Origin of the sequence: Azorhizobium caulinodans ORS 571, assembly GCF_000010525.1 — a bacterium.
Classification (GTDB): domain Bacteria; phylum Pseudomonadota; class Alphaproteobacteria; order Rhizobiales; family Xanthobacteraceae; genus Azorhizobium; species Azorhizobium caulinodans.
In genome coordinates this window covers 4,804,393-4,819,126 of the sequence record NC_009937.1, presented here as the reverse complement: position 1 = coordinate 4,819,126, position 14,734 = coordinate 4,804,393, and the positions used below count along the sequence as shown (strand labels likewise).

General features: G+C 69.4%; 12 protein-coding genes. 8 read left to right on the top strand and 4 right to left on the bottom strand.

Going from position 1 to position 14,734, the window contains the following annotated elements:
• Positions 1-141: 141 nt before the first annotated feature.
• From AZC_RS21700 to AZC_RS21690, 3 genes are all read left to right on the top strand, one after another.
• A complete protein-coding gene (locus AZC_RS21700; RefSeq protein WP_012172747.1) occupies positions 142-480 on the top strand; it encodes a P-II family nitrogen regulator in 339 nt (112 codons plus the stop codon).
• Between the two features lie 30 nt (positions 481-510).
• Entirely contained in the window at positions 511-1,992 is a 1,482-nt protein-coding gene (locus AZC_RS21695) for an ammonium transporter (RefSeq protein ID WP_012172746.1), read from the top strand.
• Positions 1,993-2,290: 298 nt separating this feature from the next.
• On the top strand, positions 2,291-3,748 hold the full coding sequence (locus AZC_RS21690) for an FAD-binding oxidoreductase (protein ID WP_012172745.1): 1,458 nt from the start codon (positions 2,291-2,293) through the stop codon (positions 3,746-3,748).
• Between the two features lie 67 nt (positions 3,749-3,815).
• Here AZC_RS21690 and AZC_RS21685 read toward each other — a convergent pair whose 3' ends face one another.
• The 4 genes from AZC_RS21685 to AZC_RS21670 all read right to left on the bottom strand — a co-directional run bounded on the left by AZC_RS21685 (position 3,816) and on the right by AZC_RS21670 (position 8,812).
• Positions 3,816-5,024, bottom strand: coding sequence for an MFS transporter (locus AZC_RS21685; protein ID WP_012172744.1), 1,209 nt, complete (start codon positions 5,022-5,024; stop codon positions 3,816-3,818).
• Positions 5,025-5,161: 137 nt separating this feature from the next.
• Entirely contained in the window at positions 5,162-7,210 is a 2,049-nt protein-coding gene (locus tag AZC_RS24580) for a SpoIIE family protein phosphatase (protein WP_012172743.1), read from the bottom strand.
• Positions 7,210-8,064, bottom strand: a complete 855-nt coding sequence (locus AZC_RS21675; protein ID WP_043879715.1) for a hypothetical protein — start codon at positions 8,062-8,064, stop codon at positions 7,210-7,212. The genes AZC_RS24580 and AZC_RS21675 overlap by 1 nt, the downstream gene beginning before the upstream one ends.
• Complete coding sequence (locus AZC_RS21670) at positions 8,054-8,812, bottom strand: hypothetical protein (protein ID WP_043879714.1); 759 nt, start codon at positions 8,810-8,812, stop codon at positions 8,054-8,056. The genes AZC_RS21675 and AZC_RS21670 overlap by 11 nt, the downstream gene beginning before the upstream one ends.
• Before the next feature lie 162 nt (positions 8,813-8,974).
• Between AZC_RS21670 and AZC_RS21665 the strand changes: the two genes are divergently transcribed.
• From AZC_RS21665 to AZC_RS21645, 5 genes are read left to right on the top strand one after another with little or no spacing between them, the layout of a single operon-like run.
• Positions 8,975-9,637: a hypothetical protein gene (locus tag AZC_RS21665; protein ID WP_043879713.1), complete on the top strand. Its 663-nt coding sequence runs from the start codon at positions 8,975-8,977 to the stop codon at positions 9,635-9,637.
• Positions 9,634-11,643: an MFS transporter gene (locus AZC_RS21660; protein WP_012172739.1), complete on the top strand. Its 2,010-nt coding sequence runs from the start codon at positions 9,634-9,636 to the stop codon at positions 11,641-11,643. Before AZC_RS21665 ends, AZC_RS21660 begins: the two co-directional genes overlap by 4 nt.
• Entirely contained in the window at positions 11,640-12,662 is a 1,023-nt protein-coding gene (locus AZC_RS21655; protein ID WP_012172738.1) for an ABC transporter substrate-binding protein, read from the top strand. Before AZC_RS21660 ends, AZC_RS21655 begins: the two co-directional genes overlap by 4 nt.
• Entirely contained in the window at positions 12,659-13,330 is a 672-nt protein-coding gene (locus AZC_RS21650; RefSeq protein WP_012172737.1) for a hypothetical protein, read from the top strand. The genes AZC_RS21655 and AZC_RS21650 overlap by 4 nt, the downstream gene beginning before the upstream one ends.
• A complete protein-coding gene (locus tag AZC_RS21645) occupies positions 13,323-14,447 on the top strand; it encodes an alanine racemase (protein WP_012172736.1) in 1,125 nt (374 codons plus the stop codon). The genes AZC_RS21650 and AZC_RS21645 overlap by 8 nt, the downstream gene beginning before the upstream one ends.
• Positions 14,448-14,734 lie beyond the last annotated feature (287 nt).

The following is a 14,734-nucleotide window of genomic DNA, read 5'->3' as shown; positions in this document are numbered from 1 at the left end:
ATTTGGCACGCTCCTTGATTCCCTGTCCCCGAGGCTTGCCTGACGCGCCGGGGAATTCCCCGTCTCCACGTGTCGGAGCCCGAGAGAAACGCCGGCCGGATCCGACGGATCAGGGGGCATCAAGGGGATAGGGACCGATCCATGAAGATCGTGATGGCCATCATAAAGCCGTTCAAGCTGGAAGAGGTGCGCGATGCCCTCACTGGCATCGGTGTCCACGGGCTCACCGTGACGGAAGTGAAAGGCTACGGGCGGCAGAAGGGCCACACCGAGATCTATCGCGGCGCCGAATATGCCGTGAGCTTCCTGCCGAAGCTCAAGATCGAGGTCGCGGTGCCCTCCGACCAGGTTGCCAAGGTTGTCGAGGCCATCACCGCCTCCGCCAAGACCGGCCAGATCGGCGACGGAAAGATCTTCGTCTTCCAGATCGACCACGCCGTGCGCATCCGCACCGGCGAGACCGACGCCGACGCGCTCTGAGCCATCTCTCATTTCACGGAGCCATTTTCCATGAACGTCAAGACGTGGTCCCGCGTGGGTCTTCCCACGCTCCTTGCGGCCTCGGCACTCGCCCTGCCGGTGCTGGCCCAGACGGCGGCGCCCGCCGCGGACGCGCCCGCGGCAGCCGCGGCCATCCCGATCAATAAGGGCGATACCGCCTGGATGCTGGTCTCGGCCGCCCTCGTGCTGATGATGTCGGTCCCCGGCCTCGCCCTGTTCTACGGCGGCCTCGTGCGCACCAAGAACATGCTCTCGGTGCTGATGCAGGTGTTCTACACCGTGTCCGTCGTCGGCATCCTGTGGGTGCTCTACGGCTATTCGCTGGCCTTCACCGGCGGCTCCGACTTCGTCGGCGGCTTCTCCAAGGCCTTCCTCGCCGGCATCACGCCGGACAGCGGCACCGGCACCTTCTCGGTGGGCGTCAACATTCCGGAATTCGCGTTCATCGCGTTCCAGATGACCTTCGCCATGATCACGCCGGCCCTCATCTTCGGCGCCTTCGCGGAGCGCGTGAAGTTCTCGGCCATCGTGCTGTTCGTGCCGCTGTGGGTCACCTTCATCTATTTCCCGATGGCCCACATGGTGTGGTACTGGGCCGGCCCGGACGCGGTGGATGCCGCTGCCAAGGCGCTCGCCGCCGCTGACGCTGGCGGCAAGGCTGCCGCCCAGTCCGCGCTCGACGCGGTGCTCGCGGATGCCGGCTACATCTACAAGCTCGGCGCCATCGACTTCGCTGGCGGCACCGTGGTGCACATCAATGCCGGTATCGCCGCCTTCGTCGGCTGCCTGATCGTCGGCAAGCGCACCGGCTACGGCAAGGAGGCCTTCCAGCCTCACTCGCTCACCCTCACGCTGGTCGGCGCCGGCCTGCTGTGGGTCGGCTGGTTCGGCTTCAACGCCGGCTCCAACCTCGAAGCCAATGGCCTCACCGCCCTGGCCATGATGAACACCTTCATCGCCACCTGCGCCGCCGCCCTCTCCTGGATGGTGGTGGAATGGCTGGCCAAGGGTAAGCCCTCCATGCTCGGCGTCGTCTCCGGCGCTGTGGCGGGCCTCGTGGCCGTCACCCCGATGGCCGGCTTCGCCGGCATCATGGGCTCGCTGGTCTCCGGCCTTATCGTCGGCGTGCTGTGCTTCTTCTTCTGCACCACCGTGAAGAACGCCTTCGGCTATGACGACTCGCTCGACGTGTTCGGCGTGCACTGCATCGGCGGCATCTTCGGCGCCATTGCCACGGGCATCGTGGTGAGCCCGGCGCTCGGCGGCACCGGCATCTTCGACTACACCACCGGCAAGGTGGCCGACTACGACATGGCCACCCAGGTCATCGCGCAGGTGAAGGCCGTGGTTGTCACGCTGGTGTGGTCGGGCGTCGGCTCGGCGGTCCTCTACTACATCGTGCACGCCGTCGTCGGCCTGCGCGCCACGGTGGAGCGCGAGCGCGAAGGTCTCGACATCACCGAGCACGGCGAGCGCGCCTACCACAGCTGAGCCCGACGGCGGCGCGTGCGGCGCCGCCCGAGGTCCGGCTGCGGCGGCGTCCTGCGGGGAGACCTCCCGGCAGGGCCTCGCTCCAGAGCTAAAAAGAGGGGAAGACGGGCCCCGGCTTACGAGCCGGGGCCTTTTGTTTGTGCGCCGGGTCCTTCGTTCGCGCAGCCGGGGGGCGGAACGGCCGGATCGAGGCCTGTGGTCCGGTCTCCCGCGAGCGTGAACGCCGCTGTTTCGCCCGCCGGGCCGTCAAGCCGCGAAACCTGTTGCCCGCTGCCCACGGCTGGGGCAATTTCCGCCCATGTCGAGCACAGCCCCCCGTCCCATCCTCCTGCCGGCGGACCGCCTCACGGCGGCGATCGCGCAGATTTCCGCGCGCATCGGCGCCCAGTACGTCATCACCGACGCCTCCGACATGGAAGGCTATCTGGTGGAACAGCGCGGCCTGTTCCGCGGTGCGACGCCCGCCGTGGTGCGCCCGGGCTCCACCGAGGAGGTGGCGTTCGTGGTGAAGACCTGCGCGGAGGCGGGCATCCCCATCGTGCCGCAGGGCGGCAACACCGGCCTCGTGGGCGGACAGGTGCCCTTCGGCGCGCTGCTGCTCTCCCTTGGCCGCCTCAACAAGGTGCGGGCGCTCGATGCGACCGACCTGACGCTGACCGCCGAGGCCGGCTGCACGCTCCACCAGATCCAGCAGGCGGCGGATGCGGCGGACTGCCTGTTCCCGCTGTCCATCGCTTCTGAAGGGACCTGCCAGATCGGCGGCAACCTCGCCACCAATGCGGGCGGTACCGCCGTTCTGCGCTACGGAAATACCCGTGATCTGACGCTCGGCCTGGAAGTGGTGCTTGCCGACGGGCGCGTGTGGAACGGTCTGTCGCGCCTGCGCAAGGACAACACCGGCTACGATCTGAAGAACCTGTTCGTGGGCTCGGAAGGCACGCTGGGCATCATCACCGCCGCCGTGCTGCGCCTGTTCCCCAAGCCCCGCCGCCGTGCCACGGCACTGGTGGGCGTCACGGACGTGCATCAGGTGCTGGCCCTCTTTCGGCGCCTCCGCGCGGTCGCGGGTGACACGCTCACCGGCTTCGAGTTCCTGCCCGATTTCGGCATGGAGACGGTGCTGAAGCACATGTCCGGTGCCGTGCGGGCGCTGCAGGGGCAGCACGCTTTCTATGCGCTGGCCGAACTCACCTCCACGCGGGCCGACGATGATCTCGCCGCCATGGTGGAGGGCGTGCTCGCCGAGGCCTTCGAGGCCGGCGAGGTGGAGGATGCGGTGATCGCCGCCAGCGAAGGCCAGTCGCAGGCGCTCTGGAAGCTGCGCGAGGATCTTTCAGAGGCGCAGAAGTTCGAGGGCGGCTCCATCAAGCACGACGTCTCGGTGCCGGTGTCCCGCGTGGCCGAATTCGTGGAGCAGGCGACGGCGGCATGCGAAGCGCACATGCCGGGCCTGCGCGTCTGCGCCTTCGGCCATATCGGCGATGGCAACGTGCACTTCAATCTCAGCCAGCCCGTGGGCATGGACAAGACGGCCTATCTGGACACCTGGGAAGACTTCAACCGCATCGTCCACGACATCGTGGTCTCCTATGCGGGTTCTATTTCCGCCGAGCACGGCATCGGCTTCCTGAAGCGCGAGGAACTCGTGCACTATAAGGATCCGGTGGCCCTCGACGTGATGGCGTCCATCAAGGCCGCGCTCGATCCGGCGGGCCTGCTCAATCCCGGCAAGATGCTGGTGGCCAAGGGCGAATAAGCCCGAAGCACCTCGAGGCCCGGTCGGGACCGGGCCTCGGCGCACATCCCTTTAGGCGACATACCTGTCAGCGCTTGCCCGGCCGCACGCCGAGCACGGTGACGATGCCCAGCGCCAGCGGCACGGCGGCGGTGAGGAAGACGCCGTGCGGCAGATGGTGGTCCATCAGCAGGCCGTAGATCAGCGGCGCGAACAGCGAGCCGATGTCGAACCCCGAATAGACGACGCCGAACACCTTGCCGGTCGCCCCGGCGGGGGAGGCGCGGCGCACCAGTACGTCGCGGGACGGCAGGGTGAGGCCGTTGGCAAAGCCGATGCCCACGACCAGCGCCGTGGTGGCGAGGGCCAGCGGCAGGTGGAGGCTGGCCAGCGCCGCGCAGGCGGCGGCGGCGGCGAGGCCGCCCATGGCGATGCGATGGTGATGGGTGGAGCGGTCCGCCACATAGCCGCCGATGGCCACGCCGGCGGCGGTGGCGAGCTGATAGGCCGTGATTGTGAGCGTCGCCATGGCGGCGGTGAAGGCATAGCCCTCCTGCAGCGCGGCGATCGAGAAATTCTGGATGCCCACCAGCGAGATGGACGACAGCAGGAAGTAGAAGAAAGCGAGCAGCACCACGGGCGTGGTGAGCACCTGACCGAAGGAGATGGGGGCCACCCCGCCCGGTGCCTTGGCCTGTTCGGCGATGGTGGGGCTGTGCAGCACCGGCCGCACCGCGATGAGCGCGAAGGTTGCGACGAGGGCGGCCCCGCCCATCACCACCAGCGCCGTGCGCCAGCCGAACGCGATGGCGAGCGTGCCGGACATGAGCGGGGAGACCGCGTATCCGAAATTGCCCGCGATCACATGCGCCGCGAAGGCCCGGCCCAGCCGCTCGGGCCGGATGCGGTGGCTGAGGATGGACAGGTCCGCCGGGTGATAGACGGCGTTGCCGAGGCCGGAGAGGAAGGCAAGCGGCAGCATCAGGCCGTAAGTGGGCGCAAGGCCGATGGCGGCGACGGAGGAGGCCTGGAGCGCCATGCCGGCCAGCAGCAGGCGGTGGGCGCCGAAGCGGTCCACGAGGATGCCGGCCGTCACCTGTCCCATGCCCGAGGCCAGATAGAAGGCGGAAAGCAGCGCGCCGAGCTCGGTGAATGTGACGCCGAGATCGTCACGCATGGTGAGGAACAGCGGCGCGAAAGCCAGTTGCAGCAGATGGCTGGTGAAGTGCGCCGTTCCCACGGCGGAAATGGTCGCCATCTCCCGTGAGGGCGGTGTGCGGACGGCTGCGATGGACACGGCTCACTCCCGACGCCGGCCTCGCGGACATGGGCCGACTGGATCGGTTAGTAAACTGATTTTCCTGTGGCGGGAACGCTTTGAGGTCTGCTCCGGAAGCATGGCTTGCGCTGCTGCCAGCGCGCCAGCGGAAGGCTCTAGAGCGTATGCCGCCGCGTGTTGCCGCCGAAATAGCGCAGCGTCAGGCAGGTGATGTCGTCCGCCTGCGGGGCGCCGCGCTCGAAGGCGCGCACCGACTGGAGCACGCGCTCGGGCATCTCGGGCACCGGCCAGTGGGCGGCGCCCTCCTTCAGCAGTTCCGCCAGACGCTCGTCGCCGTAGGGCGCCTCGTCGATGTCGAAGGCCTCCGGCACGCCGTCCGTATAGAGGAACAGCGTATCGCCCGCGGAGAGGTAGAGCTCGCCCTCCTCGTAGACAAAGCCTTCCATCACCGCGACCGCCATGCCCTTGGTGCTGGGCACGACGCTGACCTCGTTCGCCTGCGTGATCTTGTAGGGCAGGTTATGGCCGGCATTCACATAGGACACCTTGCCGGTGTCGAGATTGATGACGCCGTAGAAGAGCGTCACGAACAGCATCTGCTCGTTTTCCAGCGCCAGCAGGTCGTTCAGCCGCCGCACGCTGACCGCGGGCGAGCGCTCGAACATGGCGGTGGACCGCAGCAGCGTGCGCGAGATGGCCATGAACAGGGCGGCCGGAACGCCCTTTCCGGACACGTCCGCCACCACGAAGCCGAGCGTGCTGTCGTCGATGAGGAAGTAATCGTAGAAGTCGCCGCCCACCTCGCGGGCCGGGGTCATGTGGCCGTGCACGCCGATGCGCGGGTGCGGCGGGAAGGCCCTCGGCAGGATGGCGAGCTGCACCTGCGCGGCGATCTCCAGTTCCTGCTGGAGGCCGGCGAGCTTGGTCTTGGTGACGAGGGCCTCACGCAGCTCAACCACCATGGACGACAGGCGGGTGTGCTGCTCGACGATGCGACGGGAGAGATCGTGCAGCACGCGGGCGACGCGGCGCAGTTCGTCCTCGCCCCGGTCGGTGTCGGCGGTCAGGAGCGAGAGCACCTGATCGCGGTCCTGCGGGTCGATGGCGTCCGCAAGCGCCTTCAGCTCGGCCGAGATCACCATTTCCTGGCGACGGCGCACACGCTCGCGCTGGCGGCGGGTCTCGGCCAGTTCCTGCACATTGGCGCGGAAGGACACGAGGGCCTTGGCGATGCGGCCGATCTCGTCGCGGCCGGCATAGTTCAGGCTGACGGAGGTGTCGCCGCGCGAAAGCGCCTGGAGCACGTCGATGGCGCGCTCAAGCGGGCGGAAGCTGTACCAGAGGAAGGCATTGAGGCCGACGATGCCGAGCAAGGCGAGACCGAGGCCGATGGTGATGCCGATGGCCCGCACCCGGCGCGCGTAGGTGATGCTCTCGGTGTTGTCGACCATGCTCACGAGCGCGCCGACGGTGCTGTTCGTGATGTCGCCCACGGGCACGCTGGTGACGCTGTAGATCCGGCCGGACAGCGCGATCTCGTCGCGCAGGGCCTGGCGGGGCGAGATGGCGAGGTTGGCCTGGCGCCAGAGATTGGGGTCGGTGGCGGCGGCGAGCTGGCCGCGCAGCGTGAGGAGCGAGCTCGCCGCATGGATGCTGCCGGCGAAGCGGGTCACGGCGCTGCGGGCATCACGGCCGAGGACGAGGATGACGTTGTCGCCGTTCGGAAGGGAGATGCGCCGGGCGGCGACGACGAGGATCTGGTCGGCGGAGATCTGGCGCAGGCCGGTGATGCGCTCGCCCGTCAGCACGCGGTCCATGCTGCCGGCGTCCAGCAGCCCGCGATCCTGCGGCGTGCCCTGGACCAGCAGCGCCTCACGGTCCTCGGACAGGACTTCAAAGATCAGCGGTGTGCCGCTGCTGAACACGTCGAGCTTGTTGAGACCGGCCACGACGGCGGACCGGTCGCCGGCCAACAGCGCCGCCCGCAGCTCCGGCGAGGCGGAAAAGGCATCGAGGCTCTTGTCGAGGGCGGAGGCTTCCACCTCCACGCTCTCGCGCCAGAGCGCCTGCTGGCCCTGGATGACCACCGCGGACAGACGCTCGGCATCCATGCGGTCGCGCATGTAGAACAGGGCGCCGAAGCAGCCGAGCAGCACGAGGAAGCCAGCGGCGACGAGCAGGGTGATGCGGGTGCGCAACAGCATCAGGCGCCCCGCTTCGGCTGCGGCGAGAGGGTGTCGTCGGTGGTCGTCGGCAGGTGGACGGGCGCCGGCAGCGCCTCGCGGCGGATGCGCTCCACCTCCGGCCGCAACTGGCCATCGAAGTCCACCGCGAGGAGTTCCTCCGCATAGGCCTGGAAGGCGGTGACCTTGGCACCGATGCGCCGGGCTTCCATGGACAGCGCATGGAAGGCGCGCGCCACCGACGACCGGCCGATGGCCGCCGAATACGGGCCGGGGTCAAGATCGCCGTCGAGATTGCGCTCCAGCGCCGTGACGAAGCGCTGGCGGCGGCGGTTGAGGGCGCCGCCCGCGAGCCAGGCCGCCAGCAGGCCGCTCATCAGCGCGCAGCCGGCGACGGCACCCAGCATGCGCCATTCGGTGTCGTCGATGCCGGCGCTGAAGGAGGTCGGGCTGGTGGTCACCTCCACGAGGCCGACCGACAGCCCGTCCACCTGAATGGGCGCGCTCACCGTGTCGGTGCCCGTGGTCGGGCCGATGGCGCTGCGCACCTCGCGGCCGTCCGGCCCGCGCACCACGATGCGGGTGATGCCGGGCGTCTGGGTCAGCGTCTGGGCGAGATAGCTCTCCACGCCCGGCAGCAGCTTCAGCGGGATGCCGAAGCGCGCGGCCTTCTCGAACTGCTGGGCGAGTGCCCGCGCGAGCGAGCCGCCGATGACCGAGACGTCGCGCCGGGCGGTCTCTTCAACCGTGGTCTTGAACTGGCTGACCAGCAGCAGGCTGGCGGCCCCGCCGAGGGCGAAGGTCAGGATGAACGCCACAAGGCCCGTAACGAGACGGGTGCGGCCCAACTGGGGGGCTTTGGCCTCACTGGGCATCGTCCAGCGCCTCCAGTTGCTTGAGGCCGGTATCCAGCCGCACGTCCATGCGATCCCAGTTGCGGCGCGTCTGCTGCGCCAGATGTTCCATGCCCTCGCCGCTCACCGGGATCTCGGAGCCCTTGAGCAAGGCGGTCGCGGTGCGGAACGGCCGGGTGATCATGTGGCTGAAGATGAGGCTCAGCACGATGCCGACGGCAATCGTCCCGAGGGCGATGAGGCCGGTGTGCCAGGCCAGGTCCTGCAGGAGGCGCTCGTTGCGCACGTCCCGCGCCGAATCCGAGACGGTGATGGCGATGCCGCCCGCAAGGCCGAGGTCGTTGTCGAAGCGGGTGATGTAGACGGTCTCGCCATGGCCGGGCACCGACCAGATGGTGTTGTTGGCAAGCCGCTCCGTCCAGGCCCAGGGCACGTTCTCGCCGATGGATCCGCGGTCCGTGCTGTAGATCGACTTGCGGGAGACCGACCGCTCCTGCGCGTTGAAGATGTCGATGGCGATGATCGCGGCGTCCGCCGCATTCTCGCGCTCGATGCGCGCCTGAAGCGAGGAGATCTGGTCGAGCGCGAGGCCGATGGAGAGGTTCGCCTCGGTCGCGGCCCTGAGGCTGCCGAGCATGTGCGAGACGCGGGCGCGCTCGATGTTGGCCGTCACCCGCTCGCTCGCGACAAAGGCCCCGGCTGCGACGAGCAGCAGCGTCGCGAGCAGGGCGGCGGAAACGATCAGGATCAGGCGACCGATGAAAGTCATGCAGCAGACGAATGAGGGCGAAACGGGGCGGACGTTAGCCGTCCCGCCCGGCTCAAACCAGAGCAAAAACTGGGCCTAATGGAAAAAACGCTGCACAGGGCCGGGCTTTTCATCGTAACTGGCTACAGACACCGTAAAGCGTTGACAGGGATTGCGGGACCCATGACACGCATCGCCACCGTCCTGACTGTTCTGTTTGCCCTGATCACCGCCGCCTGCGTCGCATTCGGTGCCTATTTCTCATACGTCACGCTGCTGTCCGCGAATCGCGCGGCGGTGGAGGAGCGCTTCACCGTGACCGCCGCCCGCGTCGCCACCACGGCGGAACTGGCCAACAGCCTCGGCATTGCGGTGGCGAGCCAGCACACGCTGGAAGAACTGGTGGCGCGCGAGGCCGGTCTCGATGCCGCCGTGCGCAGCATCGATGTGGCTGACGAGCACGGGCAGATCGTCTTCAGTTCGGATGCGGCCCGGCAGGGCACGACGCTGCCGCCGCGCGCGGCCGCCATGGTCAGCCGGCGCATCGAGAACGACATCGGCGCCGCCATCGGCCGCGTCGCGGTATCCTATGATCCGGCCGTCCTCCAGCGCGACGCGGCGCAACTCGCGGCGGACATCCGTGTGTTCGCCGTGCCGGCGGTGCTGCTGGCGGCGCTCGCCACGGGCCTCGCAGGTCTGCTGATTGCCGGCAACGTCGGCCGGGCGCTCCGCAATGCCGGCAACCCGGCGCAATGGCCGGCTTCGGCGCAGGCGGCGCTGGGGCGGCTCGACCGGGCCCATGCTGCCGCGCTGGTGGGCGCGCCCGCCGCGGGAGAGGCCAAGTGAGACTCCTGCGCGAACATCTCTCGGGGCGGACCTCCATCGGCCTGCGCACCGGGCTGTCGCTGGCCATGATCCTCGTGCTCTGCACGGCGCTGGCGGTGGTCGCCTTCGGCGCCCGTTCGGCGGCCGAGCGGACCATCGTCCCCTCCATCCTCGCCAAGGCGGAATCCGTCGGGCGCGCCACGGCGGCCCTGATCGAGACGGCGCTGGCGGCGGATATTCCGCTGGACCGGCTGGCCGGCGTCCAGGCCCACTTCCTGAAGCTGGTGAACGACAACGACGAAATCGCCGAGATGCAGTTGGTCCGCGACGGCCGGGTGCTGTTCGAGGTCGGAAAGGTGGATGGGGACGACTGGCCGCAGGTGCGCGTTCCCGTCCATGGTCCGGACGGCGCGCAGGCCGCCGTGCTGGTCGTGATGGCCGACCCGGGGGTCCTCTCCCGGCAGGTCATGGCGGTGCTGGTCGATGTCGCGTTCATCGGCATCGTGGCGCTGCTGATGGCGCTGGAACTCGGCGCGCTGGTGGTGGGCGTGGGCGGCGTGACGGTGCTCGACGCCATCGACGGCCGGCTGCGCGACCTCGCCCGTGGCCGCCTGACGCGCCACCCGCCCGCCGGTGCCGCCGCCCGCGATCTCGTCGGCCCGCTCGACCGCCAGATGGATGCTCTGGCCGCCCGCCAGGAATTCGCCCTGACGGAGGCCGAGCGCCGGGGTGACGAGGCTCAGGTGGAGACGCTGAAGCGGCTCGAGAGCGAGACCGGCGTCGGCGAGATGCATGTGGTCGGCAACCGCGCCGCGGCGATGGTGCGGCCGGCCCTCTTCCTCTTCATGCTGGCCGAAGAACTCTCCCGGCCCTTCCTGCCGCGCTACACGCAGGCGCTGGCGGCGCCGGGCGTGCCTTTCAGCATCGATTTCGCCGTCAGCCTGCCCATCGTGGTCTTCATGGCCGTGGTGGCGCTTGGGCAGATTCCCTTCGGCGCCTTCTCCGAATGGCTCGGCCGCCGCACCGGCTTCGTCATCGGCGCCGGCCTTGCCGCCTGCGGCTATCTGCTGGCGGGCCTTGCCGGAACTTATTGGGTCTTCCTCGCGGCCCGCGTGATCTCCGCCCTAGGCTATTCCCTGGTGTTCGTCTCGGCACAGGGCCATGTGGTGGATCGATCCGCGCCATCCGAGCGCTCCGAGGGGCTCGCCGTCTTCGTCGGGGCCATCATGGTGGCGGCGCTGTGCGGCCCGCCGATCGGGGGCGTGATCGATGACCGCCTCGGCGGAAACATTGCCTTCCTGGTGTCGGCGGGGCTTGCCGTGATCGCGCTCGCCCTGGCCGCCTGGAGCCTGCCCAAGCCCGAGCGCCGTGCGGTGGGCCAGGGCTTGGCCCTCTCCGATCTCAAGGCCGCGCTGACGGCGCCGCGCCTCGCGCCGCTGCTGTTCGGCTGCGCCTTCCCGGCCAAGTTCATCCTCGCCGCCCTGTGCTTCTACCTGATCCCGGTGGAACTCCAGCGCGCGGGCTACAGCGCGGCGGCGGTGGGCCGGCTTCAGATGATCTATCCGGTCATCATGGTGCTGGCCGTGCCGGTCTTCGCCAGCGTCGCCGACCGGCTCTCGGCCCGCGCCGCCTTCGTGGCCACCGGCGGCCTTCTGGCAGGGGCGGGGGCGCTGCTCGTCGTGTTCGGCTCCTCGCCGCTCATCCTGGCGCTGGTGCTGATGATGCTGGGCATCGGCCAGTCCATGTCCATCGCGCCGCAGTCGGCGCTGGTGGCGGACAGCGCCCGCCATGTCCCGGGCGGCCGGTCGGCCGGCGTGCTCGGCCTGTTCCGGCTGGTGGAACGCAGCGGCAATGCCGCCGGCCCCGCCGCCGCCGGACTGCTGCTCGGAAGTGTCGGATTTGTAACTTCAATGATGAGTATCGGTGCCATAGTGGTTGTGGGCGCGGCAGCCTTTATACTATCGGGGCGCGTGCCGGCGCGCCGCGGGCCCGCGGCCGCCGCTCCCAAGGAGGCTCGGGTGCCATGACAGGTCCAGTGCTGGATCGCCGTTCTCTGCTGTCCCTCGGCGTGGGTGCCGGAGCGGCGCTGACGCTGCCGCGCGCCGCGCGGGCGGCCGACGATCGCACCTACAAGATCCTCATGCTCACGTTCCGCGGCGAGACCGAGGCGGAGCGCGGCTTCCGCGACCTGCTGGACACGGCCGGGCTCAAGACGGAGATCATCTCCCGCGACGCCCGCCGCGACATTGCCAACCTGCCGCGCATGCTGGCCGATCTCGATACGCTGAAGCCGGACCTCATCTACACCTGGGGCACGCCGGTGACGCTCGGCGTCGTCGGCCCCTATGACAGTCAGGACCCGAAGTACATCCGCGACATTCCGGTGGTGTTCGCGCTGGTGTCCGCGCCGGTGCAGGCCCGCATCGCCCCGAGCTTCGCCTCGTCGGGCCGCAACGTGACCGGCGCCGTGCACGTGGTGCCGACCGACGTGCAGATGAAGGCCATGCAGTCCTACATGGAGTTCTCGACCATCGGCATCCTCTATTCGGAGACCGAGCAGAACTCCGTGGTGATCGTGCGCGAGGTGGAGGCCTTCGCCAAGGCCAATGGCGCGAAGGTCATCGCCCGCCCGTTCAAGACCGACGCCAGCGGCCGCCCGACGGCGGACGGGGTGGAGCAGATGGTCACCCAGCTCCGGGCGGACAAGGCGGATTGGCTCTACCTGCTGCCCGACACCTTCCTCGGCACCATCTATGACCGGGTGACCCCGGCGGCGCTGGCGGCCGGCATGCCCACCTTCGGCGCGGCCGAGCTTGCGATCCGCGAGGGCGGCGCGCTGGTCGGCCTCGTGAGCCGGTACTACTCGGTCGGCCAGCTGGCCGGCACCAAGGCGGTGGAGATCCTGTCCCAGGGCACCCCGCCGAGCCGCATCCCCATCGAGACGCTGAAGCGCTTCTCCCTCGTCATCAACATGCGCGTGGCCAAATCGCTGGGCATCTATCCGCCCATCGCCATGCTCAATTATGCGGAGCTGGTTACCGGATGAATGCCGCCGTCGCAGGTCTGTCGGGCGAACTGGTCTGGCGCGCGCTCGAAGCCGGCGATCTGGATGCGATCTACGCCCTGCACCGGGCGGCCATCGGCGAAGCCGTGCGCCCGGAAATCGTGAAGCCAGAGAGCCGGGATTTCTTCGCCGGCATCCTCGCCGGCCGCGGCCGGATGATCGGCGTGTTCCTGGACGACGTCCTCATCGCCTATGGCGTCCTCCAGCATGCCCTTCCCGACTACGACGATCCGCGCCCGCATCTGGGCCTTGCTGCCGATGCGCCGATCGCCAAGCTCGCCGGCGCGTCCGTGGCGCAGCCCTATCGCGGGCGCAGCCTCCAGCGGGCGCTGATCGCCGCCCGTGTGGCGATGGCGCCGGAAAGCCACATCCTGTTCGCGACCTCCGCCCCGGCCAATACGCCGAGCTGGACCAACCTGCTCGCCGAGGGCTTCGCGGTGCGGGCGCTGCGGCCCTATTACGGCGGCCACCTGCGCTATGTGATGGTGCGCGACGGCACGCGCGTCGTGTCCCGGGCGGAGCGCCTCGTGGTCCCCGCCGATGCCGGCACGCAGTCCGCTCTGCTGGCGGCCGGCTGGCGGGGCGTGGAGGCCCGGTCCGTGAAGGGCGAACCGCACATCCTGTATGTGTCGGAGCACGCCGATGCCTGAGCCGACCGCCGATCTCGCGACGCTGGAGATCGATCTCGGCGCGGTGCGGCAGAACTGGCGCACGGTGCGTGCCCAGTATCGCGGCCCGACCCTCGGTGCGGTGGTGAAGCAGAATGCCTATGGCTTCGGCCTCTCGCGCATCGTGCCGCTGCTGTCCTCCCTCGGCTGCCGCGATTTCTGGGTGGTGTGCATCGAGGAGGCGCTGGCGGTGCGCACGCTGGCGCCCGACGCCCGCGTGTTCGTGCTGCACGGCCTCGCCGGCGCCGCGCCGGCCGATTTCCGCGCCCACCGCATCATTCCGGTGCTGATGGATGCGTCCGAACTGCCCCGCGTGCAGGCGGAAGCCGCCGCGCGCGGGCCGCTGGACGTGGCGATCCAGTTCGACACCGGCCTGAGCCGCCTTGGCCTCTCGCGCACCGATGTGAAGCGTCTGCGGGACGATCCCTCGCCGCTGGCCGGCCTGCGGATCGCCGCCTATGTGACCCATCTCGCCCACTTCTCCAATCCGGTCGCCCGCCACAATGACTGGCAGTGGCGGCGCTTCCGGGCGTGGACGCAGGCGCTGCCCCCCGCGCCGCTCAGCTTCTGCGCTTCCGCCGGCGTGTTCGGCCCGCCGGAGCGCCATGCGCACCATGCCCGCGTGGGCAGCGCGCTCTATGGGGTCGAAACCACCCCGTCCAGCCGCCAACCCATCCTGCCGGCGGCGCGGCTGACGGCGCCGATCCTGCGGGTCATGGATGTGCCTGCCGGGACCGAGGTCGGCTATGGCGGCGTCTATCGCACGCCGCAGCCGGCGCGCCTCGCCCATGTGGGGGTGGGCTATGGCGGTGGGTTGCCCTTCTCCTTCCAGCGTCAGGCCTATGGCTACGTGGGCGGCCTGCCCGCGCCCATCGTCAGCGGCCTCGCCATGAGCCTCATGACCCTTGACGTCTCGGGTCTGCCCGAAGGCCTTGCGGTGCCGGGGGCGCAGGTGGAGCTGTTCGGCCCGGCGCAGCCGGTGGACATTCTGGCGGCGGCCGCGGGCGTGGCGCCCAATGTGGTGATGGTTTCGGCCGGAGCGCGGACGCGCCGGGTCTATCTGGAACCGAGCGAGGAAAAGCTCAGGGTCGCCCGTTGAGCGGGACGGCGCTGGCGCTTCCGCGCCGTATTTTCCCGTGGGCCGGACGGCGTTGCGCCGTGTGGCCCCGATTGCCCGCAAGGGTGGGACGGACTAGCTTTGCGGTTGGATCGCCGGAAGGTGCCGTTCGGGCATCACCGGCACCGGACGCCCTCCGGGGTCCGACGGGTCAGGAATCTGCGTCCGGCGCGCCGCACGCTTGGGAGAGGCACCCATGCCGAGGACTTCTAGCCCCAACGGGCGGCGGGCGACTGCATCGCCCCGCACCGGCTGTTTCGCTGCCCGGA

Coding starts and splice junctions, on each gene's coding strand:
- AZC_RS21700 (WP_012172747.1), top strand. CDS start 142: ATGAAGATCGTGATGGCCATCATAAAGCCGTTCAAGCTGGAAGAGGTG.
- AZC_RS21695 (WP_012172746.1), top strand. CDS start 511: ATGAACGTCAAGACGTGGTCCCGCGTGGGTCTTCCCACGCTCCTTGCG.
- AZC_RS21690 (WP_012172745.1), top strand. CDS start 2,291: ATGTCGAGCACAGCCCCCCGTCCCATCCTCCTGCCGGCGGACCGCCTC.
- AZC_RS24580 (WP_012172743.1), bottom strand. CDS start 7,210: ATGCTGTTGCGCACCCGCATCACCCTGCTCGTCGCCGCTGGCTTCCTC.
- AZC_RS21675 (WP_043879715.1), bottom strand. CDS start 8,064: ATGCCCAGTGAGGCCAAAGCCCCCCAGTTGGGCCGCACCCGTCTCGTT.
- AZC_RS21670 (WP_043879714.1), bottom strand. CDS start 8,812: ATGACTTTCATCGGTCGCCTGATCCTGATCGTTTCCGCCGCCCTGCTC.
- AZC_RS21665 (WP_043879713.1), top strand. CDS start 8,975: ATGACACGCATCGCCACCGTCCTGACTGTTCTGTTTGCCCTGATCACC.
- AZC_RS21655 (WP_012172738.1), top strand. CDS start 11,640: ATGACAGGTCCAGTGCTGGATCGCCGTTCTCTGCTGTCCCTCGGCGTG.
- AZC_RS21650 (WP_012172737.1), top strand. CDS start 12,659: ATGAATGCCGCCGTCGCAGGTCTGTCGGGCGAACTGGTCTGGCGCGCG.
- AZC_RS21645 (WP_012172736.1), top strand. CDS start 13,323: ATGCCTGAGCCGACCGCCGATCTCGCGACGCTGGAGATCGATCTCGGC.